Source organism: Sphingomonas sp. PWP1-2 (genome assembly GCF_049898305.1).
Classification (GTDB): Bacteria; Pseudomonadota; Alphaproteobacteria; order Sphingomonadales; family Sphingomonadaceae; genus Sphingomonas; species Sphingomonas glacialis.
In genome coordinates, this window is record NZ_JAFCXM010000001.1 from 116,130 (window position 1) to 137,557 (window position 21,428).

General features: G+C 67.1%; 22 protein-coding genes. 15 read left to right on the top strand and 7 right to left on the bottom strand.

Annotated features, from left to right (window positions below; genetic code table 11):
- The first annotated feature begins 91 nt into the window (after positions 1-91).
- The 7 genes from ACP7C5_RS00620 to ACP7C5_RS00650 all read left to right on the top strand — a co-directional run bounded on the left by ACP7C5_RS00620 (position 92) and on the right by ACP7C5_RS00650 (position 8,182).
- On the top strand, positions 92-982 hold the full coding sequence (locus ACP7C5_RS00620; RefSeq protein ID WP_426262834.1) for a VOC family protein: 891 nt from the start codon (positions 92-94) through the stop codon (positions 980-982).
- 19 nt (positions 983-1,001) lie between these two features.
- The gene (locus ACP7C5_RS00625) at positions 1,002-2,003 is read left to right on the top strand and encodes a cupin domain-containing protein (RefSeq protein WP_426262835.1); all 1,002 of its coding nucleotides are present in this window, start codon (positions 1,002-1,004) and stop codon (positions 2,001-2,003) included.
- On the top strand, positions 2,003-2,959 hold the full coding sequence (locus ACP7C5_RS00630; RefSeq protein WP_426262836.1) for an ABC transporter substrate-binding protein: 957 nt from the start codon (positions 2,003-2,005) through the stop codon (positions 2,957-2,959). The genes ACP7C5_RS00625 and ACP7C5_RS00630 overlap by 1 nt, the downstream gene beginning before the upstream one ends.
- Before the next feature lie 136 nt (positions 2,960-3,095).
- Positions 3,096-4,601 carry an NAD(P)/FAD-dependent oxidoreductase gene (locus ACP7C5_RS00635; protein ID WP_426262837.1) on the top strand — a complete coding sequence of 502 codons (1,506 nt, stop codon included), beginning with the start codon at positions 3,096-3,098 and terminating at the stop codon, positions 4,599-4,601.
- Positions 4,598-6,361, top strand: coding sequence for a hypothetical protein (locus tag ACP7C5_RS00640; RefSeq protein WP_426262838.1), 1,764 nt, complete (start codon positions 4,598-4,600; stop codon positions 6,359-6,361). The genes ACP7C5_RS00635 and ACP7C5_RS00640 overlap by 4 nt, the downstream gene beginning before the upstream one ends.
- A 400-nt stretch (positions 6,362-6,761) precedes the next feature.
- The gene (locus tag ACP7C5_RS00645) at positions 6,762-7,391 is read left to right on the top strand and encodes a response regulator transcription factor (protein WP_426263368.1); all 630 of its coding nucleotides are present in this window, start codon (positions 6,762-6,764) and stop codon (positions 7,389-7,391) included.
- A gap of 599 nt (positions 7,392-7,990) precedes the next feature.
- Entirely contained in the window at positions 7,991-8,182 is a 192-nt protein-coding gene (locus ACP7C5_RS00650) for a hypothetical protein (RefSeq protein WP_426262839.1), read from the top strand.
- Here ACP7C5_RS00650 and ACP7C5_RS00655 read toward each other — a convergent pair.
- A complete protein-coding gene (locus tag ACP7C5_RS00655; RefSeq protein ID WP_426262840.1) occupies positions 8,167-9,660 on the bottom strand; it encodes a DUF4403 family protein in 1,494 nt (497 codons plus the stop codon). The two genes, ACP7C5_RS00650 and ACP7C5_RS00655, sit on opposite strands and share 16 nt — an antisense overlap.
- A 139-nt stretch (positions 9,661-9,799) precedes the next feature.
- Between ACP7C5_RS00655 and ACP7C5_RS00660 the strand changes: the two genes are divergently transcribed.
- Together ACP7C5_RS00660 and ACP7C5_RS00665 are read left to right on the top strand one after the other, a co-directional pair.
- On the top strand, positions 9,800-10,834 hold the full coding sequence (locus ACP7C5_RS00660; RefSeq protein WP_426262841.1) for a polysaccharide deacetylase family protein: 1,035 nt from the start codon (positions 9,800-9,802) through the stop codon (positions 10,832-10,834).
- A 13-nt stretch (positions 10,835-10,847) separates the two neighbouring features.
- On the top strand, positions 10,848-11,615 hold the full coding sequence (locus tag ACP7C5_RS00665; RefSeq protein WP_426262842.1) for a hypothetical protein: 768 nt from the start codon (positions 10,848-10,850) through the stop codon (positions 11,613-11,615).
- 36 nt (positions 11,616-11,651) lie between these two features.
- Here the strand turns inward: ACP7C5_RS00665 and ACP7C5_RS00670 are convergent, their stop codons facing one another.
- The 3 genes from ACP7C5_RS00670 to ACP7C5_RS00680 are packed head-to-tail and all read right to left on the bottom strand — an operon-like array spanning position 11,652 to position 13,026.
- Positions 11,652-12,119, bottom strand: coding sequence for a RidA family protein (locus tag ACP7C5_RS00670; protein ID WP_010183131.1), 468 nt, complete (start codon positions 12,117-12,119; stop codon positions 11,652-11,654).
- Positions 12,116-12,760 (bottom strand): HAD family hydrolase, encoded by a 645-nt coding sequence (locus tag ACP7C5_RS00675; protein ID WP_322160816.1) that lies wholly within the window; start codon positions 12,758-12,760, stop codon positions 12,116-12,118. The genes ACP7C5_RS00670 and ACP7C5_RS00675 overlap by 4 nt, the downstream gene beginning before the upstream one ends.
- A complete protein-coding gene (locus ACP7C5_RS00680) occupies positions 12,757-13,026 on the bottom strand; it encodes a DUF3572 domain-containing protein (RefSeq protein WP_426262843.1) in 270 nt (89 codons plus the stop codon). Before ACP7C5_RS00680 ends, ACP7C5_RS00675 begins: the two co-directional genes overlap by 4 nt.
- Before the next feature lie 48 nt (positions 13,027-13,074).
- Here ACP7C5_RS00680 and ACP7C5_RS00685 point away from each other — a divergent pair, with 48 nt between their 5' ends.
- Together ACP7C5_RS00685 and ACP7C5_RS00690 are read left to right on the top strand one after the other, a co-directional pair.
- The gene (locus ACP7C5_RS00685) at positions 13,075-13,437 is read left to right on the top strand and encodes a response regulator (protein ID WP_133191713.1); all 363 of its coding nucleotides are present in this window, start codon (positions 13,075-13,077) and stop codon (positions 13,435-13,437) included.
- Positions 13,438-13,457: 20 nt separating this feature from the next.
- The gene (locus ACP7C5_RS00690; protein WP_133191714.1) at positions 13,458-13,652 is read left to right on the top strand and encodes a hypothetical protein; all 195 of its coding nucleotides are present in this window, start codon (positions 13,458-13,460) and stop codon (positions 13,650-13,652) included.
- A gap of 120 nt (positions 13,653-13,772) precedes the next feature.
- On the opposite strand, the gene rpmG is transcribed toward ACP7C5_RS00690, so the two are convergent.
- On the bottom strand, positions 13,773-13,940 hold the full coding sequence (rpmG, locus tag ACP7C5_RS00695; RefSeq protein WP_010162189.1) for a 50S ribosomal protein L33: 168 nt from the start codon (positions 13,938-13,940) through the stop codon (positions 13,773-13,775).
- 185 nt (positions 13,941-14,125) lie between these two features.
- Here rpmG and ACP7C5_RS00700 point away from each other — a divergent pair, with 185 nt between their 5' ends.
- Together ACP7C5_RS00700 and ACP7C5_RS00705 are read left to right on the top strand one after the other, a co-directional pair.
- Positions 14,126-14,764: a TMEM165/GDT1 family protein gene (locus ACP7C5_RS00700; RefSeq protein ID WP_426262844.1), complete on the top strand. Its 639-nt coding sequence runs from the start codon at positions 14,126-14,128 to the stop codon at positions 14,762-14,764.
- A 101-nt stretch (positions 14,765-14,865) separates the two neighbouring features.
- Positions 14,866-15,357 (top strand): Dps family protein, encoded by a 492-nt coding sequence (locus tag ACP7C5_RS00705; protein WP_426262845.1) that lies wholly within the window; start codon positions 14,866-14,868, stop codon positions 15,355-15,357.
- Positions 15,358-15,411: 54 nt separating this feature from the next.
- Here ACP7C5_RS00705 and ACP7C5_RS00710 read toward each other — a convergent pair whose 3' ends face one another.
- A complete protein-coding gene (locus ACP7C5_RS00710) occupies positions 15,412-18,801 on the bottom strand; it encodes an error-prone DNA polymerase (protein ID WP_426262846.1) in 3,390 nt (1,129 codons plus the stop codon).
- A gap of 57 nt (positions 18,802-18,858) precedes the next feature.
- Here ACP7C5_RS00710 and ACP7C5_RS00715 point away from each other — a divergent pair, with 57 nt between their 5' ends.
- Together ACP7C5_RS00715 and ACP7C5_RS00720 are read left to right on the top strand one after the other, a co-directional pair.
- Positions 18,859-19,131, top strand: a complete 273-nt coding sequence (locus tag ACP7C5_RS00715; RefSeq protein ID WP_133191718.1) for a type II toxin-antitoxin system Phd/YefM family antitoxin — start codon at positions 18,859-18,861, stop codon at positions 19,129-19,131.
- Entirely contained in the window at positions 19,128-19,538 is a 411-nt protein-coding gene (locus ACP7C5_RS00720) for a type II toxin-antitoxin system VapC family toxin (protein ID WP_165954558.1), read from the top strand. The genes ACP7C5_RS00715 and ACP7C5_RS00720 overlap by 4 nt, the downstream gene beginning before the upstream one ends.
- 8 nt (positions 19,539-19,546) lie before the next feature.
- Here the strand turns inward: ACP7C5_RS00720 and ACP7C5_RS00725 are convergent, their stop codons facing one another.
- The gene (locus ACP7C5_RS00725) at positions 19,547-21,154 is read right to left on the bottom strand and encodes a Y-family DNA polymerase (protein WP_426262847.1); all 1,608 of its coding nucleotides are present in this window, start codon (positions 21,152-21,154) and stop codon (positions 19,547-19,549) included.
- Positions 21,155-21,428 lie beyond the last annotated feature (274 nt).

Consider the following 21,428-nt stretch of genomic DNA (forward strand, 5'->3'; position numbering starts at 1 on the left):
ACTATGCATCTCTAGGCAATGCATATTTGCGGATATGTCGATCGGCGCGCATAGCGACACCGACCGCGCATCCGCGGCTGGAGAGAGGATCATGGCCCGTTTCCCGATCACCGGGCTGCGCAGCGTCGATCTGACGGTGCCTGATCTCGCCGCCGCGATCGATTTCTACACTGCGGTATGGGGGCTCGACCTGGCCGATCGCAGCGGCGAGCGCGCATGGCTGCGTGCGACCGGAACCGATTCGCACGTGGTCGCGCTCCACGCCGGCCACGCACCCGACATCCGTTCGATGACCTTCCGGCTTGCCGACGATAGCGACCCTGCCGCGCTCTGCGAGTCGGCGCTCGCGCACGGCGCGACGCTGCTGCACGCGGCGCGCGCCGCCGACGAGCCTGGCGGCGGCGCGGTCCTGGCGCTGCGCGACCCGATGGGCCGCGCGATCCGGATCGTCCAGGGCGACACGCCGGTCGCCGCGCTGCCCGATGATCCCGCGCGTCCCGAGCGGCTGTCGCACGTCAATTTCAACAGCGACGATGTCGACCGCGACGTTGCCTTCTTCACCGACGCGCTCGGCTTCGGGCTGACCGATCGGTCGAAGATGATGGGGTTCGTGCGCACCAATGCCGATCATCACACGATCGTCATCTCGACCGCGCCGGTCAACACACTCAACCATGTCGCCTTCCAAATGCCGAGCTGGGAGGGCGTGATGCTCGCGGCGGGCAAGATGATCGACCGCAGCTTCCCGATCGGCTGGGGGCCGGGGCGGCACGGGCCGGGCGACAACGTCTTCACCTACTTCGTCGATCCGTTCGGCTTCGTCATCGAATACACTGCCGAGGTGTTGCAGGTCGACGAGAGCTATCGCGTCGGCAGCCCGGAGGACTGGACCTGGCCCCCCGGCCGATCCGACCAATGGGGCATTGCCCCGCCCAAGACCGCGGAATGCAAGGCGGCCCAGCTCGCCATTCCGTTCGCCTGATTGCTTTAGGAGAAACGCCATGACGCTCAATCGAACCCTGCCCGGTGCCACCCCCTATGTCCTGCGCGCCGGCGAGGGCGTGTCGCATCTCGTTGCGGGCCAGGTCGTGCGCACGCTCGCCGGGATCGAGCAGACTGCTGGTGGTTTCGGCGCGATGGTCTGCGACGCCCCGCTCGATCGTGGTCCGATCCCGATGCACTGGCACGAGCGCGAGCATGACACCTGGTTCTGCGTCCGCGGCAAGCTGCAGGTGTGGAGCGGCGATCAATCGCGCGTGCTGACCCCCGGCGACTTCGCCTATGTCAAACCGGGCGGCACGCACAGCTATCAAAGCGTCGCCCCGCGCACGCAATTCTTCGGCGTCGTGGCCCCCGGCGGATGGGAGCAGTTCTTCGCCGATGCGGGCGAAGTGTGGGGGATGACCGGGCTGCCGCCCGCCGACAAGCCGTTCGACTTCTCGCGGATGGGCCCGGCGATGGGCAAGCACGGCATCATGCGCGTCGACAATCCGGTCTATGCTGAGGCCACCCCGGTCGGCGCCGCCGATCAGCAGTTGCCGGGTACGCCCGCATCCTATTTCCTCGAAGCAGGCTATGGCACGCGCCGCACTTTGCTCGGCCATCTCTCGACCGCGGTCCTCACGACCGAGGAAAGCGCGGGATTCATCGATATGCGCGTCATCGAGGGCGGGCATGGTGCGACGATGCCGGCGCTGCGCCACGCCGATACGCACCTGTTTCTCTATATCCTCGACGGCCAGGTCGCGCTGACGCTCGACGGCGAGACCTATCAGCTTGGCAGCGGCGATTCGGCCAATATCCCGGCGGGGACCGCTTATGCGACGCAGATCCTTTCGGGGGCCGCCCGCTGGGTCGCGACGGCGTCGGGCGGCAATGGTGCCGAGCTCTGGGACGTCGCGGGCAGTGACTGCGCCGCCTTCTGCTTCCCGACCGAGCATGACCGCGCGGGCGATCTCGCGAACCTGACGCGCGCCGAGCAGATCGACGTGACGCTCGCCTGATGGAGCGGACGCTCTCGATTGGCTGCACCTTCTCCGACCGGATCGAGGCGCTGCTCGATGGTCGCGTGGCGATCGAGGGCGTGGCGCACGATCTCCTGATCGTCGAGCCGCAGCGGCTGTTCCTGCAGGTATTGCACGACCAGGCCTATGACGTCGCCGAGCTCTCGATGGGGTCGCACATCGCCGCGATCGCGGCGGGGCGGCGCGACTATCGCGCGGTGCCGGCGTTCCTGTCGCGCAGCTTCCGCCATTCGAACCTGTATGTGCGGACCGACCGCGGGATCGCGTCGCCCGCCGATCTGGCGGGCAAGCGGATCGGCCTCGTCGATTTCCAGCAAACCGCGGCGCTGTGGCTGCGCGGCTTGCTTGCAGACGATTACGGCATCGCGCGCGAATCGATCACCTGGATCACCGGCGGCCTCCACGCGCCGATGCTCGAGGACCGGATGCCGCTCGTCTTGCCGCCGGGGCTGCGCGTCGAACGTTCGCCCGAGACGCTCGATGCGCTGCTGCGCGCGGGCGCGATCGACGCCGTCATCAGCCCGACCGCACCCCGCGCCTTCGCCGATCCCGCCAGCCCGGTCGATCGGCTCTGGCCCGATCCCCGGGCGGCGGAGCTGCTGTTCTGGCAAAGCCGCCGGCTGTTTCCGATCATGCACGTGCTGGTCGTCCGGCGCAGTCTGATCGCCGCGCGCCCCGGTTTGGCGGAAGCGGTGTTCGCGGCCTTTGACGCAGCCCGCAGCATTGCCGCGGCGGACTTGCACTGGCGCGATTTCCCCAAGGTCATGGTGCCGTGGCTGCCCTCCTTCGCCCACCAGGCGCACCGCGCGCTCGGCACGGATCCCTGGACCTATGGAGTCGAGGGCAATCGCGACGTGCTGGAAACGATGCTGCGCTATGCGGTCGCCGACGGGCTCGCGCCGCCATCGCTGAGCGTCGACGACCTGTTCGCCTAACCTGGCAGTCGGCTCGATCGACCCGCCGCGCCACGACAGGGTGCCAGGCAGAAAACCGAATCTTACCGAATTTTAACCACACATTAGACTTTCGCAGCCAAACCGACCGGCGAAGACACTCTTCGAAGGGATTTCCATGCACCGCGACCAGCCCGTCGATGTCGCCATCATCGGTGCGGGCCCGGCCGGCCTGACGGCCGCGTATCAGCTCACCAAGCTCGGCTATTCGGTGACGGTGATCGAAAAGGATCCGACCTATGTCGGCGGAATCAGCCGGACGGTCGAGAAAGACGGGTTTCGCTTCGATATCGGCGGGCATCGCTTCTTCTCGAAGTCGAAGGAAGTCGTCGACCTGTGGAACGAGCTGCTCCCCGACGATTTCATAGAGCGGCCGCGGATGAGCCGCATCTATTACGAAGGCAAATTCTACAGCTATCCGCTGCGCGCGTTCGAGGCGCTGCGCAATCTCGGCATCTGGCGCTCGACGCTGTGTATGGCGAGCTATGCGCGCTGGAAGCTGCGCCCGCACAAAGAGGTGAAGTCGTTCGAGCAGTGGGTGGTCAACCAGTTCGGCCACAAACTCTATTCGATCTTTTTCAAGACCTATACCGAGAAGGTGTGGGGCATGCCGTGCGGCGAAATGTCGGCCGATTGGGCGGCGCAGCGCATCAAGGGGCTGAGCCTCGGCGGTGCGGTACTCGACGGGATCAAGCGCTCGCTCGGTCTCAACAAGCGTCGCAACGACGGCATGGCGGTGAAGTCCTTGCTCGAGACCTTCCGCTATCCGCGGCAGGGGCCAGGCATGATGTGGGATGCCGCGCGCGACCGTGTCGTCGAAAGCGGCAACCGTGTCGAAATGGCGACATCGCTCCACCAGCTCAGCCATGACGCCGCGACGGGCCGCTGGCGCGTCGCGGTGCAGCGTGACGGCGAGATCCGCACGCTCAACGCCGGCCACGTCATCTCGTCGGCGCCGATGCGCGAACTCGCCGGACGGATCCATCCGCTGCCCGAGACGCTGCCGCTCGCGCTCGACTTGCGGTATCGCGACTTCCTGACGGTGGCGCTGATGATCAAGGCCGACGATCTGTTTCCCGACAATTGGATTTACGTCCACGACCCCCGCGTGAAGGTCGGCCGGGTCCAGAATTTCCGGAGCTGGTCGCCCGAAATGGTGCCCGACCCGACGCTCGCTTGCGTTGGGCTCGAATATTTCTGCTTCGAGGGCGACGGCATCTGGTCGTCGAGCGACGCCGATCTGGTTGCGCTCGCGACCGACGAACTCGCCACGCTCGGCCTATGCGATCCGGCCTCGGTGGTCGGCGGCGAGGTCGTGCGGCAGGAAAAGGCGTATCCCGTCTATGACGACGCCTATCGCGCGAATGTCGATGCGATGCGCGCGGAGCTCGAGGCGCGTTACGACACGCTGCATCTCGTCGGGCGCAACGGCATGCACCGCTACAACAACCAGGATCACGCCATGATGACCGCGATGCTGACGGTGCGCAACATCGTGGCGGGCGAGCGGATCTACGATATCTGGGCGGTCAATGAAGACGCCGAATATCACGAGGCGGGTCACGACAGCGAGCAGGCCGCGCTCTCCAGTGTGCGGCATGTGCCCAAGCGGCTGGCGGCGTGACTCGCGAGCGGCTTTGGCCTTCGGTCCTGACCGGCTGGGCGATTGCCGCATGCGTTCTAATCTTCGTCTCGGTGCGGCAAATCGCGCATCTGTGGTTTCCCGATCCCGACGATGCGATGCGGTTGCTGGAAGTTCGTGACTGGCTGAATGGACAGAGCTGGTGGGATGTCGGCCAGCACCGCCTGTGGGACGGGCATTTCGCGATGCACTGGTCGCGGCTCGTCGATCTGCCGCTGGCGCTGGTCATGCTGGTGTTCGATCCGGTCTTCGGCCCGGCGGTCGCCAACCGGATCGCTTTGGTCGCGGTGCCGCTGGTGACGTTGCTCGCGGTGCTGGCGCTCGGCGCGGAACTGACGCGGCGCGTTGCCGGGCTCGAGCGTGCCAAGCTGGCGGTGCTGCTGGCACCGCTTTCAGTCCCGCTGCTCGATCAACTCCGTCCGCTGCGGATCGACCATCACGGGTGGCAGGTCGTTTTTGCTTTGCTCGCGGTCACCGCGTTGTTGGCAAAGCCGACAGCGCGCTCGGGCGCGCTGGTCGGGCTCGCGCTCGCCGTTTTGCTGACGATCTCGCTCGAGGGAATGCCGATCACCGTCGCGATCCTTGGCGTCGTCGTGCTTGCCTGGGCGTTCGACCCGACGCGACGCCCGCAAGCGTTGGGCGCGGTATGGGCGGTGACGGGTTTGGTAACCGCGCTCCACGTCGCAACGCGCGGCGCGGCGATCTTCGCACCCGCTTGCGACGCGATCTCGCCCGCCTGGATCGCCGGGCTTGGCACCGCGACGCTCGGCGTCACGCTTGCCATGATGGTGCCGCGCGCGTCGCGCGCGGCGCGCGTGGCGCTGTTGGCAGTTGCGGGCGGAGCGGCCCTGGCAGTGCTCGGTATCCTCGCGCCCAAATGTCTGGCTGGCCCGTTCGCCGCGCTCGATCCGCTGGTCCGCAAATTCTGGTACGATAACGTTTCGGAAGGGCTGCCGGTCTGGCAGCAGACGCCCGGCGCGGCGCTCATGACGATTGGCTTTCCAATCGTCGGGCTCATCGGCGGCGCGTTCGCGTGGCGCGCGAGCGAAGGCCGCGCGCGCGCGCAATGGACGATGCTGCTGGCGCTCGCCGCGGGATCGTTCGCGGTGTCGCTGCTGGTGATGCGCTCGGGTGCGACCGCGAACGCGTTGGCGCTGCCGGGGGCGGCGTGGGCGCTCCATGCGATGTTGACGCGCGCGCGCGGGGTGCGATCGCTTATTCTTCGGACGCTCGCAACTGCGGGCTCGCTGGTCGCGGCAACCCCTGGCTTGGCCCTTGTCGCGCTGCTGGGGGCGGGGGGTGCCTTCGGGTTGCAGGCCATACCGGCCGCGCCACGACCTTTGCGGCCAGCATGCACACACGGGCATGAGATGGCCGATCTCGCCCAATTGCCCCCCGCTCGAATTTTCGCGCCGATCGACGTGACCCCCAATGTGTTGGCCTGGACCCGGCACAGCGCGGTCGGGGCGGGCTATCATCGCAACATCGCGGCGCTCCACACCGTGCTTGCGACGTTCATGGGCACGCCCGAAACCGCGCATCGTCGCGTGCTTGCCAGTGGCGCGGCCTATCTCGCGGCATGCCCTGGTGAGAATGAAACCGAAATGTACAAACATGCCGCGCCCAACGGGCTGTGGGCACGGCTCGAACGTGGCGAACGGATCGACTGGCTCCAGCCAATTCCGCTTGCGGGTTCGCCCGTTCTGGTGTGGCGCGTGGTCCCCGACCCGCACCACCCATAGACGCGGCCCCGTAACCGCCTAGCAGGATCTGTCGCCACGCGCCGATCCACTGTCGCCGCGACAGATCCGATAGGGCAGGCGGGCGGTATCCGACGCAGATCCGGAAATCTGCGTAGTGCGCGGTGCCGCGCAAGCTGCGTACGATCGTACCAACCAGAACCGAAGCGGTGCCAAGTCAGGCGGAGATGTCGATTTTGTATGTATGTCATAGCTTTTGTAAGCCATCGCGAACATAAGAGCTGGCCTAGTATAGATATCATATAAACAGGTAATACCTTAGTTATTAACCTAATTAACAAATATAGATATTGGACTGTTGATCGCGGATTTTCCTTTCGTCTTGGATATCCTCTGGGAGGACATGAAGCGCAGGGTTGACCGGTGAGGAGAAACTCCCGTGATGCGCAGCTGTTATATTGTCGATGACGACGATGCGACGCGCGCGTCGCTCCAGACCTTGGTCGCCGCGCGGTTCGATATCGTGGTGCAGGGGTTCACATCGGGCGACGCTTTTCTGCGCCGGGTGGCGGAACTCGACCCTGGCGTCGTGCTGCTCGACTATAGCATGCCGGGACGCAACGGCATCGAGGTCGTGAAGCTGCTGACCGATCAATATCCGCAAATGGTGCCCGTCATGCTCACCGGGAAGGGCAGCACGCTTGCGGCGGTCGAAGCGATGAAGGCCGGTGCGCTCGATTTCCTCGAAAAACCCTATGATCCCGAAGCGCTGTTCAGCGTGATCGAGGCGGCGTTCGATCGGGCTGGGGAGATCGTGCAGGCGGCCGAGAAGGCGCGGAATGCGGCCGAACGCCTCGCGCGGCTGTCGCCGCAGGAAAGCAATGTGCTGCGCGGGCTGATCGCGGGCAAGCGCAACAAGATCATCGCTTACGAGCTTGGGCTCAGTCCGCGCACGGTCGAAATCTACCGCGCCAACCTGATGGCCAAGCTCGATGTCCACAGCCTGTCCGAGGCGCTCCGGATTGCCTATGCCGGTGGTTGGCTCGACGCCACGCGCGCCGGATTCACCTGACCGACGCAGCGCGCAGCGGTGCGGTCAGGTGGCGGCTCGCCCAGTCCTGCCGGTCGTCGACAGCCTTCGCCGCTGTCGCGCAGCATCAGGCTGGTGTGGCGGTCGACCCACTGGCCGAAGCGGTACTATGGTATTTTTCCTAACGCGACGCCGGCCGCTCGACGCGCGAAACTCTCCAAAGAAAAGAGGCGTTCGCGGGGAACATTCGGTGCCGCACGGAAGCCGGTCGAGCGTCGTCGCGCGCAGATACGCGATGGCTGCGGATCGGGACTTGAGGCCGCAGCCCACCCACCGCATCGGTGGCACGCCGCCGCCCCAATTCGATCGTGTCAGCGACGCTCGGCCGATGGGTCTGAGCGCCGGTCTCCAAAAATTGGTGCTGCGCCGCCGAATCGCGCGCGGCCTTGCTATAATGGAATCGGGAGCGGCGGTGTTCACCACCGACCCGTGTCCGGTCCGCCCCGGGACATCCCCTTGATCCCGGACTGCGGCGAAGACCAGCCCCGGTGGAGCAACTACCCCTTGTCCACCACCGGGGCTGGCATTCGGAACCGCGGGTTCACGCTCAATCAGGGCTGGATCCAGGAGCGCCGGGCGGAATGAAAACGCGCGACCACCGCGTGGCGACGCACGTGCCGGCCCCGCTGAAGCATGGCCTGTCCTGCGTGGGCGTGACGGTGCTGAACGTCTCGCGCGGCGGGCTGATGCTCGAACTGCACAATCCTCCAGCGTGTCGAACCCCAGCGCTCGACGCCCAAGGCGATCGTGCGGCCGATCAGCGTGGCCGATAGGCGATCGAGGCTTGGCCGACCGCATGGACCGGCATGAACAGCCCCTTGCCGGTCACCGCCAGCGTACCGTTCTCGACGCGCGTGACGTCGGCCGACAGCACGAAATCGCCTTCCCGGCGTGACCCGATCGCTTTGCGCGCAGCGGTCAGCACCTTGACGTAATCGGGCGCGAAATCGTGTGAGAGCCCTTGCGCGATGCTCTCGCGGATCGACCCGTCCTTGAACACCGCGATCAGCAGATTGGTGATCTCGCTGTCGGTATCGGTGGCGATCGTCACGTCGCGGACGCGCACCAGCTGCGATCCGGGGACGTTGTACGGGATCGCGGTCAGCCACACCTCCCCCTTGGTCGCGAGCAAAGCGTTCTGGCGCGCCTTGGCCTTGGCGACGATGCCGACCGCAAGGTGCCCGCCGGTCGTCGCATAGACCGTGACCTTGCCGAATTCGACGTCGACCGGGCCGATCCCGGCGAGCGTGATCCCCTTCTGCGCGCGCTTGCGCAACGCGCGCTCGACCACCGGCTCGAGCTGCGCATAATCGGCGAGCACCGGGATGAAGAAGTTGAGCCCACGCTGCCCGATCTTCCGCGCGGGCGGGGGCAGCGGGGTCGCGACCGGATCAGCCGGGCGATCGCCGACAAAGGTCTCGGTCAGCGCGTCGGCCGCCAGCGTCAGCGTGAGCGTCCGCCGATCGATGCTGTAGCCGCCGACGCCGAGCTGCTTGGGCGTGATCCGCATCCACGCCGGTGGACGCTCGCGGTTGAGCTGGATCGCGGTGAAGCCCTGCTGCCACGCGCTGGCGAGCCTGGCGCGCAGCTTGAGCTTGTTGAGCTCCTGCGGGAGCGTCTGTTCGAGCTTGGCGACCACTGGCTTGAGCCGGGCATCGGCCTTGCTCGCGAATTCGATCCGCTGACCGAGGAAATCGATCCCCGGCGGGGTCGTCCAGTCATAGGCGATCGACACCTTGGCGCTCGGCGTCCAATTGCCGACGACCGACAGCCGCGCGACGGCGTGGACGATCGCGTCGCCCGTCGCGGTCTTCGAAACCACCCCGCCAACCTTCTTTGCCGCGATCGTCGCGTGGATCGGCATGGTGATCGTCAACTGATCGCCGCGCCCGCCGAGCACGAGCTTGCCGCGCCGCACGTCGCCGACGATCCGGCAGCCGAGCTTGGGGACGACCTTGACCTTGGCGATGCCGAGATCGACGCGCTTTGCCGCGACACAGGAATCGAGATGCTTGTCGATTTGCCACAAACGCTGCGGAATCTGCGTCTCGAGTGCGCGCTGCAGATCGTCGAGCGAGCCCGAGATCGGCACCACGATCGATGACGTCTGCAACGGAAAGTCGGGCGCGGTGTCGACGCGCGGCGGGGCAGGGGAATGGACTGAGCGGCTGCATCCCGCCGCGAGCAGCAGCGCTGCGGTGGCACCCCAGCGGATTGACCGTATGCTACGCTGTTGCTGTTTCCTGCTCATCCCCCGCATTACGCGCTCGCGTCCTTTCGGTTCATTTCGCGGGGGCTTGTTTCGCTTGCCGCCGACGCCACATTCGCCTTCGTTGCCACGCTGATCGTCCTCGATACGGCGTTATCTTTCCCGCCGTAGCAGGATCCGCATGGTCGAACCTCGTTTCTCGGGCGTATTTTCCGCCTTGCGCGCTTTCCGGCCTCGTGCGCGCAGCGGATGCCTCGCGGTCGCCGCGCTGATGGCCGCGACGTCAGCGCCGCTCCACGCCACGGGGGTCGCGATCACCGTCGACGATCTGCCCGTCTACGGCCGTTTCTGGACCGCGGCCGAGGGCAAGGACGTCACCGACCGCTTGCTCGCGGGAATGCAGCGCAACCACTGGAAGGCGACGGGCTTCGTCAACGAGATCCAGCTCGATGCCGCCGACCGCCCCGCGCGGATCGCCTTGCTCGAGGCGTGGCTCGATGCCGGGATGGACCTCGGCAACCACACCTATTCGCATCCTTCGCTCACCAAGACGCCGGTCGAGACCTATATTGCCGACGTCGCGCGCGACGAAACGGTGACCGCGCCCTTGCTCGCTGCACGCGGACGGCGCGAGCATTGGTTCCGCTATCCCTTTCTCGAGACCGGGACGACGCAGGCGGTGCGCACGCGCTTCGAGGGCTGGCTCGGCGAGCATGGCTACCGCGTCGCGCCGGTGACGATGGAGAATAGCGATTGGCAGTTCGCCACGCTGTACGACGCTGCCATCGCGCGCGGCGATGTGACGGCGGCGGCGCGGGTCCGGCAGCAATATCTGACCTTCACGCGCGAGATCGTCGCCTGGTACAAGCAGGCTGCACGCACCCTGTTTGGGCGCGAGCCGAGCTTCGTCTTCCTGCTCCATGCCAGCCGCCTCAACGCCGCGAGCATCGACGCGCTCGCCGCGATCCTGCGCGATGCGCGGCTGCGACCGATCACGCTCGATGCGGCGATGCGCGATCCGGCGTATCGCACCGCCGACCATTATGTCGGGCCCGACGGCAACGAATGGCTCGAACGCTGGTCGCAGACGCTCAACAAGCGCTTGCCGTTCGAGACGATGCCGCGCGTGCCCAAGGCCGTCGTCGCGGGCGATGCGCGACTCGAGGCGATCCCGGATCCGCACGCTCCGGCGAGCGTTATCCCGGCGCATTCGTGAGCGACGAGGCATGATGCTGCGTACGCTTTTGCTCGGTCTGCTCGCGACCGTCGCGCCGCCGGCAGCGCAAGCAGCCGGCGCGCCCGCCACGGTCGATCTCTCCGCCGGCCAGTCGCTCGACGAAGCGTACCGGCAGGAGTTCGGGCTGTGCGACGCGAAGGACCGCTTTCGCGGGCATCGTGTCCACGGCTGTCGCAACGATCCCAACGCGGTGACCGCGCTGCGCCGGCTGCCCGATGGGACGATCGCCTATGTCTCGAAACTGGCGGTCGATCTCGACGGCTCGCCCTTTGCGTGCAGCCCCGCGCATGGCGCCATGGACCAATGCCCGACCGCGCTGATGCTCCCTGACGGGCGCGGTGGCGAAGTGCCGGTCGATGCCGATCGCATCCCCTATGTCGTCATTCCGTGGGAGGGGCCGTCCGACGTCGAGGGGCAGTTCACCGCGCTGACCGGGGTCAAGGCGGGCGATTTCGGCTATGTCGTCCATGACGGCGTGACCGTGCCCGTCATCGTCGCCGACACCGGGCCGTTCGAGAAACTGGGCGAGGGATCGATCGCGCTGCACCGCGCGCTCGGCCGCGAACTGTGCGCGAAACGCAACACGGCGGGCGTGTGCGTGCGCGTCGTCGATCCGATGGGGAGCATCCAGGGCGACGTCGTGACGGTGCTCTTCCCCGGCAGCGCCCGCGACGACCTCACGCCAGCGACGATCGCGCGGACGATCCCGGTCGAAGTCGCGCTGCTGCGCGCGCAGGCGTCGCACCGCAGGAACGGCTAGGAAGGAAATCCTCCCCCTTGCGGGGGAGGATAAAGATTACAGCGTCGAGATCTGCACAATCGCATCGACTTCGACCGCCGCGCCGAGCGGGAGCGCGCTGACGCCGACCGCGCTGCGCGCATGCTTGCCGGCTTCGCCGAACAGCTCGACCATCAGGTCCGACGCGCCATTGGCGACCTTGGGCTGGTCGGTGAAATCGGCGGTCGAATTGACGAACACGCCGAGCTTGACGATCCGCTCGACGCGGTGGAGCCCGCCGAGCGCCGCCTTGATCTGCGCGACGAGCATCAGGCCGCACGCCTGCGCTGCCTTCTGGCCGGCCTCGAGATCGACGCCGTCGCCGAGCCGGCCGGTGACCAGCGTGCCATCGATGAAGGGCAACTGCCCCGAGATATGCAGCAGCCCGTGCGCGTCGACGGCGGGAACATAGGACGCGACCGGCGCGGCGGGGGCTGGAAGCGTCAGGCCGAGGTCGGCGAGCTTGCGGTCGATACGGTCGGTCATGCAGAAGTCCTTTCAGATGAGGCGGTGGCCGGCACGCCGGCGGTGAAACGATCGGCGATCCAGGCGTGCGCCGCCTGCCAGTCGTCGATGCGCACATGCGCGTCGGGCGCGGGTGCAACCTGGGGGGCGAGATCTGGCTCCGACACCATGTGGAGCCGGAACACATCAGGCGCATGCTTGGCGACCGAGGTGTGATGCACGGCGAGATCGTCGACGAACACCGTCACGGGATTGCCGAACTCGGCGACCAGCCGCGCGACGGGGTCGCCCTTGCCGCCCTGATTGGTCTCGACGCGGTACGGCATGTCGTGGCCGAGCAATTGCGCGATACGGGGCTCGCGGTTGGCGTCGGTGAGGTTGGTGAGGATCACCACGTCGGCGACGTGCGACAAGGCCGCGAGCGCTTCGCGCGCGTGCGGCACGAGCGTCTGGCGGCCCATCTCGGCGGGGAAGAAGCCGTGGAGGAGTTCCCACATTTCCTCCTGCGTCGGCTTGGGGCCACCGCCGCGGCGCGTCATCGCCGCGAAATCGCCGCTCTCATGCGCGAAGTCGATATCGTGCGTCTCGCGCAGCCACACGCCGAAGTGCCGCACCATGTGCAGCAGCACCTCGTCGCAATCGCAGATCAGCAGGCCCTTCATTCGTAATACTCCGGATCGAGCGCGGCGCGCGCGGCGACGATGGCTTCGGGCCGCTCGCCGATCCCCTCGGCGCAGGCGAGCAGGTCGGGTTCGTAATTCTCGAGGAAACCGAGCACTGCCGACAGGACCGCGGATTCGCTCGCGCGGGCGCGCAGATCGTCGGGGGTGAGGCCGGTCGTATCGAGCAAGCGTTGCGCGCGATCTTCGTCGCCGAGCGTCCAGACAAGCGCGTTGAGCGCGATTTGGGTCGGGTCGGTATTTGTCACTGCGCTGCGCATTGGGTAGGACGTCCCATGGACCAAGGAATGGCGGGCGTGGCAAAAAGGGTGCTCGTTGTCGAGGACAACGAACTCAACCTGAAACTTTTCTGCGACCTTTTGCGCGCGCATGAATATGCGACCGAGGGCGTGCGCGACGGGCGCGAGGCGGTGGTGCGCGCCCGCGCCTTCGCGCCCGATCTGATAGTAATGGACATCCAGTTGCCGCATGTCAGCGGCTATGAGTTGATCCAGCAATTGAAGGCCGATGCGACCTTGCGCGCGATCCCGATCATGGCGGTTACCGCCTATGCCGGGCGCGAGGACGAAGAGCGGATCCGCGCGGCGGGGGCCGACGCGTACGTGTCGAAGCCGATTTCGCTGATGCGCTTCGTCGATTCGGTCGCAGCGTTGCTGTAGCGTAGGACTGGGGGGAAGGGATGAGCGATCTGCATGTAACAACGCCGCCAACGCGCAGCATTGGGGCTCTGCTGATGCTCGGTCTGATTATCCTGCCGATCGTATTCTATTGGTTTCTTTGGCGACGGGGATATTCGACCGCGGCTCGTATCGGGGCCGGCGTGTATCTGCTTCTCGGACTTGCCTTATGGATCGTGCGCATAACCCAAGCCTGATACTGTTGCTCTCGGATCAACGCAGAAAAGCCGCAAGGTTGCCCTTGCGGCTTGCGCTCTCGATCCCGCGTCATGTGCGACGCAGACGTGAACGAAGGACGGCTTATGCCGCCCAGACGGTCACTTGATCTTGGCTTCCTTGAACTCGACATGCTTGCGCACGACGGGGTCGTACTTGCTGAAGCTCAGCTTCTCGGTCTTGGTGCGCGGGTTCTTCTTCGTGGTGTAGAAGAAGCCGGTGTCTGCCGTGCTGACGAGCTTGATCTTGACCGTGGTCGGCTTTGCCATGACCTGAATTCCTGTGATCTGAAAATGCAAAAGCGGCGAACGAGCCGCCGCTTGAAGCTCTGCCCGATGGCGGAACAGGCCATGGATGTCAAGCGCGCACGCCGATTCGCGCGCAGTTAAGCCGGCCTTTATGCCTTGCGGCTTAGCCTGTGCGGCGAAGGGGCAACAGCGTATGCACGCGGCATGTGGGGCAATCGATCGAGGCGGGCAAGCAGGCGGCGGGCGAGTCGCGCGATTCGCGCGGCGGAACGGCTGAGCGCATGGACGCGCTGATGGCCGCGCTCGTCGCGGCGCTGTTTACCCAGGCGAGCGATCGCACGCCGTGGACCGCGGCGCTGCTCGGCGATCGATACGCGAGCAAGGCCGCGGTGATCGCCGCGACGGCGCTCGCGATCGCGCTCGGCAATGCGATCGGCGTTGTCGGCGGGGTGATCGTCGCGCCGATGCTCTCTCCCAATGCGCGCGACCTGCTGCTGGCGTTCGCGTTGCTCTCGGCCGGCGCGTCGGGCTGCTGGCCGCTCAAGCCGCCCAAGCTGCGCGACTGGCGGCTCGGCGCGTTCAGCTCGAGCCTCGTCGCGGTCGGGATGCTCGGTTTCGGCGATCGCACGCAATTCATCACCGCCGCGCTCGCCGCGCGCAGCACGACGCCGGCGCTCGCCGCGGTCGGGGCGACGATCGGCGCGATGGTCGTGCTGGTACCCGCGATCCTGCTCGGCACGCGGGGGCTGCGGAAGATCCCGACCACGGCGCTGCGAATCGCCGCGTCGGTCGCCCTGCTGATTTCCGGCGCGGTGCAAGGACTTGGTGCGCTGCGGCTGATCTAGTGCGGCGATCGGTCTGATCGCATTTTTGCCTGCGCGGGGTGGGACCCATTGCGCCAGAAGATCGTTGCTGCATCGGATCAACTTTTTCAGGAGTGCACCCCATGGTTGCCAAGGTGCTGAACACCCCGACCGACCTGCAGAGCAATGCGACCAAGACCGTCGCCGAGGCGCTCAACGGCGTCCTCGCCGATTCGTTCGCGCTGTTCTTCAAGACCAAGAATTTCCACTGGCACATGTCGGGCCCGCATTTCCGCGACTATCACCTGCTGCTCGACGAGCAGGCGGCGCAGATCTTCGCCGGCACCGACGACATCGCCGAGCGCGTCCGCAAGACCGGCAACACCACACTCCGCTCGATCGGCGACATTGCACGCCATCAGACGATCACCGACAATGACGCCGAGTTCGTCGCGCCGGCCGCGATGCTCAAGGAATTGCGCGACGACAATCTCAAGCTGGTCGAGGCGCTGCGTGAAGCGAAGGACATTGCCGACGAAGCCAAGGACAATGCGACGAGCGCAATGATCGACAATTGGACCGACGACGCCGAGCGCCGCGCGTGGTTCCTGTTCGAGACCGGCAAGACCGCCTGACGTTGGGGCTCTCGCCTCCTCTCCCTTTCAGGGAGGGGAGGAGGGTTAGACGCGCTAGTGGAAATCGTGGCTGCGGACCGGAATAAGGTCCGCATCCTCCTTCCCACCCGCCCGCGGCGGCCAGCTTTCCAGCGCGCGCTGCGCCGGCGGTTTCCAGTCGGGCTTGCGGTCGCGCGGGTCGATCGTGCCGCCATGCGTCGCGCCGTCGCCCGGCATGGTGAGGCGCGGCAAATCGAGATCGCCGATCTGGCGGAGCATCCCCGTCAGATCGATGATGCGATCGGCGATGACGTGGATCGTCCCGCTTTCGCTCTGCACGCGCCCGCTGATGCCGAGCATCGCCGCGCCCATCACGACGCGGCGCTGCGCCTCGAACCGGTCGGGCCACAGGATCGCATTGGCGATGCCGGTCTCGTCCTCGAGCGTCACGAACACCACCCCCTTCGCGCTCCCCGGCCGCTGCCGCACCAGGATCAGCCCGGCGACTTCGACGCGCGTGCCATCCTTCATCCCGCGCAGATCGCCGCACCGCGTCACGCGTCGCCGATTGAGCTCGCCGCGCAAAAAACTCAGCGGATGCGCGCGCAGCGACATCTGCGTCGCGCGATAATCCTCGACCACCTCGCGCCCGGCGGTGAGCGCCTTGAGCGTCACGCTCGGCTCGGTCGGCGATTCGATGGCGGCGAACAGCGGCAGCGGCTTCTGCCCGAGCGCCTTGACCTCCCACAGTGCCTTGCGGCGATCGATCCCGAAGCCGTGAAAGCCATCGGCCTGCGCGATCTTCTCGAGCGTCAGCAGCGACACGCCGGCGCGACGCCAGACATCCTCGATCGACGCGAACGGCCGGTCGCCGCGCGCGATGAGGATGCGCCCGGCCTCGGCGCCCGAAATGCCGAGGATGATGCGCAGGCCAAGGCGCAGGGGCAATGTCTCCCCTCTCGCTCGCGGGAGGGGCTGGGCTCGCGCTCCATTGCAAGCGGTACCGTGTGATACGCCTGTCGTGCCCATCCCTCGGTCCCCTCCCGCAAACGGGAGGGGAGGAAGCAGGATCGTATCCCACTCGCTGCGGTTGACGCACACCGGCGCGATCCGCACGCCATGCTCGCGCGCATCGCGCACGATCTGCGCTGGCGCGTAGAACCCCATCGGTTGTGCGTTGAGCAACGCCGCGCAGAACACGTCGGGGTGGTGGCACTTCATCCAGCTCGACGCATAAGCGATCTTCGCGAAACTCGCGGCATGGCTCTCGGGGAAACCATAGCTGCCGAACCCCTCGATCTGCTTGACCAGCCGCTCGGCGAAATCGAGCGAAATGCCGTTGCCGAGCATGCCGTTGATCAACTTGTCGCGGAATTCGCCGACCCCGCCGGTCATCTTGAAAGTCGCCATCGCGCGGCGCAGCCGGTCGGCCTCGCCGGGCGTGAACCCCGCGCCGACGATCGCAACGAGCATAGCCTGCTCCTGGAACAGCGGCACGCCGAGCGTCTTCTTGAGCACGCCCTCGAGCGCGGCGTTGGGATATTCGATCTTCTCCTTCTGCTCGCGCCGCTTGAGATAAGGGTGGACCATGTCGCCCTGGATCGGCCCCGGCCGCACGATCGCGACCTGGATCGCGATGTCGTAGAATTCCTTGGGCTTCATCCGCGGCAACATCGACATCTGCGCGCGGCTCTCGATCTGGAAGGTGCCGAGCGTGTCGGCCTGCTGGATCATCGCATAGGTCGCAGGGTCGTCGACTTGCATCTCGGGGCTGTCGAGCCGGATATCGACGCCCTTGTGCTCGCGCAGCAGATCGAAGCTGCGTCGCATGCACCCCAACATCCCGAGCCCGAGGATATCGACCTTCATCAGCCCGATTTCCTCGATGTCGAGCTTCTCCCATTCGACCACGCGGCGGTCGATCATCGCAGCGGGCTCGACCGGCACGAGTTCGTCGAGCCGGTCGTGCGACAGCACGAAGCCGCCGGGATGCTGCGACAGGTGCCGCGGCGTGCCGATCAACTGCGTCGCGAGCTCGAGCGTCAACGCAAGCCGCGGCTCGGTCGCATCGAGGTTGAGCGCCTCGACATGCTCGAGCGGGACGCCGTCGTTCGACCAGCCCCATACTTGCGAGGCGAGCGCCGCGGTCATGTCCTCGGGCAGCCCCAGCGCCTTGCCGACCTCGCGCACCGCGCCGCGTGAGCGATAGCGGCTGACGACTGCGGTGAGCGCGGCATGGTGCTGGCCATAGGTCTCGTAGATCCACTGGATCACGTCCTCGCGCCGCTCATGCTCGAAATCGACGTCGATATCGGGCGGTTCGCGCCGCTCGGTCGAGATGAAGCGCTCGAACAGCAAGGTATGGACGATCGGGTCGATCGAGGTGATGCCGAGCACGAAGCAGATCACTGAATTCGCCGCCGATCCGCGCCCCTGGCACAAAATCCCCTGGCTGCGCGCGAAGCGGACGATCGAATTGACCGTGAGGAAATAGGGCGCATAGCCCATCGTCTCGACCAGCCCGAGCTCGTGTTCGAGCAGCTTGGTGTATGCGGGCGGCGGCGCGCCCCGGAAGCGGTCGGACAGCGCGTCGCGCGCCATCGTGGCGAGCGCATCCTGTGGCGAGCGCTGGCTGATCACGACTTCGTCGGGATAGCGATACTGATCCTTCAGCTCGCGCAGCGAGAAGGTGCAGCGCTCGACGATCGCTTGCGCAGCGGCTAGCGCGCGCGGGTGGTGCTTGAAGCGCCGCGCCATCTCGGAGGGGCCCTTGAGATGCCGGTCGGCGCTGCGTTCGCGCGCATGGCCGAGGTCGTCGATCGTGCAGCGGTGGCGGATCGCTGTGACGACGTCCTGCAGCATCCGGCGCTGCGGCACGTCATAGAGCACGTCGCCGGTCGCGAGCGGGGTGAGGCCATAATGCTGCGCCTGCGCATCGAGCGTGTGGAGCCGCTGCGCATCGCCGGGGCGGCGGTGCTGCGTCAGGCAGAGGTGGCCGCGTTTCCCGAACACGTCGGCCATCCAGCGCAGCGCCTCGGCATCCTCGGCATAGGTTTCGGTCAGTCCGGGAACGAGTGCTGCGACCAGCCCCTCGGCATGGTGTGCGACATCCTCCCAATGCAGGAAGCATTGCCCCTTCTCGCCCTTTTGCGGATCGGCGCGACCCTTGCCGAGCGTGAGCAGCCGCGTGAGCCGGCTCCACGCCGCGCGATCTTCGGGCCAGACGAGCACCGAGGTGCCGTCGACTAGATCGAGCCGGCACCCCGCGACGAGCCGGATCGGGCGGATCGCCGACAGTTCCTCGGTCGCGACGAGTGCGCGCACCACGCCGCCGACCGAGTTGCGGTCGGTCACCCCGATCGCCGGCATTCCCGTCAACACCGCAGCCTTGACGAGATCCTCGGGCGACGATGCGCCGCGCAGGAAACTGTAATGCGTCGTCACTTGCAATTCAGACCAGATCATTGCCCGAATCTGACGAAGTGACTATAAGAAGTGACCAGTTCGGCAGGAGCAAAGCCCATGACGAAGATGATCGGCGCGGCGGAATTCAAGGCCAAATGCCTGGCGATCCTCGACGAGGTCCAGGCAAGCGGCGAATCGATCACCATCACCAAGCGCGGCAAGCCGGTTGCGACAGTGTCGGCGGTGGCCGAAAAGACCGCCCCCGTGGCACGGTTCGGTATGATGAAGGGTTCTGTGACATGGGCACCCGGAGTAGACCCTACCGCCCCGGTCGATCCCGACTGGGAAGCGGAGTGGGAGGCCAACAATCCTGCCGAGCTGTATCGGTGATCCTGTTCGATACGCACGTCCTGATCTGGTTCGCCGATGGCGACCCGCGCCTCGGAAAGGTTGCGGGAAACACCGTGGCCGACGCGATCGGGTCGGGGGAGGCGCTCTTCGCCGCGATCAGTATGTGGGAAATCGGGATGCTCGTCGCGCGGCGCAACGTGACGCTCGCCATGCCGCCCGAGATTTGGATCGAGCGTTTGGTGGAGGTAGGGCTCGTCATTGCCGACATGACCCGCCAGATCGCGTTGGACGCGGGGAGCCTGCCGCGTGAGATCCACGGCGACCCGTGCGACCGGATCATCATGGCGACCGCGCGAGCGTACAATTGCCCGCTGCTGACCGCCGATACCCGCCTGCTCGACTATGGCCGCGAGGGGCGCCTCAAGGCGATCGACGCGCGGCGCTGAGCCGCCGCTCATCCGAACGACCCGTGCATGAACCAGGCGAGATCGCCCGTCTCGCCGCGCTCGCCATCGCCGCGGCGGAACAGCCAGAAGCGGTGGCCGGCCTCGTCTTCGACCTGGAAATAGTCGCGCACGCTGTGGCGCTCGGTCCCGCGCTTCCACCATTCGCCCAGGATCCGCTCTGGCCCGTCGGCGCGCACCACGCGGTGCGCCATGCCGCGCCAGGTGAAGCGCTTGGGCGGCTGGTCGGGGAGTTCCGCCAGCACATGGTCGAGCAATTCGGGGCGGTGCAGCAGTCGAACGGGGCGCGGCCAGCGCGAATCCCACGGGTGGAGCGCGACCGAGCGATCGAGCTGGCGGACATCGTCGGGCTTGAGCTTTGCCGCCGCGCGCGCCGGCGGATCGAGCGGCGGCGCGGCGGCGATCGAGCGTTCGGGTACGTCGCTCTCGACCGGGATCGTGCGCCACAGCGCGTGGCTGCCGATCCGGTTGGCGAGCGTGTCGATCAGCGGCGCGAGGTCGGGCGCCTGGTCCTCGAGCGTCTCGGCGAACGCCTCGGCACCGAGCGGATCGGCACGGCGGACGTGGAGCGCGAGCGCATCGATGCCGTAGCCCGGCGCGATCTCCTCGATCCGCCGCAGCGTCAGCCGCAGCAGATGCGCGCCGTCGCGCGTCGGGCGGGCGAGGCCGATGCGGAGGCGCTGCGGCACGCCGTCGATCCGGTCGGCGACGAGCTCGACCGCGCGCGCGCCGAGGCCCGCCGCGGCGAGCGCGGTGACGAGCCGTGGCATCAGCTGGCCGAGCCAATGTTCGATCGCCTCGGCGGTGGCGATCGGTTCGGCGAAGCGCTGCACCACGCCGATCGGCTCGGGCACGGGCACGGGGTCGAGCGGCTCGGGGAGCCGCCCGGTCGCCTGGTCGAGCCGCGCGACGAGCGCGCCGCCGAAACGCCGCGCGAGCGGGGCGCGCGGGAGCGCGGCGAGCTGGTCGATCGTCTCGATGCCGAGCCGCTTGAGCAGCTCGATCGCGCGGCTGTCGAGCCGGAGCGCGCGGGTGGGGAGGGGGGCGAGCGCGTCGATATGGGCGGCGGGCGGGCAGACCAATATTCCGTCATCCCCGCGAAAGCGGGGATCCCGCTTCTTCTCCACCGCCGAAGAAGAAGCGGGACCCCCGCTTTCGCGGGGGTGACGGGGGGTAGGGGCAGGCGAGACCGCAAACCGCGCCAGCGCCCACGCCGCGCCCGGCGTATCCGCCACCGCGACGCGCGCGGTGAAGCCGAGCCGCGCGAGGATGCGCACGATCCGCCGCGCCATTGCCGCTTCGCCGCCGAACAGATGCGCGACGCCGCTGATATCGAGGAACAGCCCGTCCTCGCCCGACAGCATCACCACCGGGCACCAGCGCCGCGCGGCAAGCGTCGCAAGGCGCAGCAAAGCGGCGCGGTCGCCGTCGGGATCGGTCGGGCGGATGTCGAGTTCGGGCACCAACGCGCGCGCCTGCGTCACCACCATGCCCGGCGCGAGCCCGATCGCACGCGCGGCGGGGCAGGCGGCGGCGATGACGAGCTGGTTGCCCGATTGGAGCGAGGTGATGCGGGGCGGCGGGGGCGATTCTGCCACATCGCCGTTCGTCACCCCGGCCTTGTGCCGGGGTCCACCCGTTACCGCACCCTGCCGCCCGAGTGGAGGCGTGGACCCCGGCACAAGGCCGGGGTGACGGAGGGGGGGGCACGGGGCATGCGCTGGCGCTTGTCCTTCCCCTCCTGGAAGAGCGTCAGTTGAGCAGCGCCCCGCGCCTTTCAGGCCATGCCGGGGGCATGGTCGATCGGGCGCTGGGACGGGGGTGGAAGGAACGTGCGGCACCCCTTTACTCCCCTCCCTGGAAGGGAGGGGT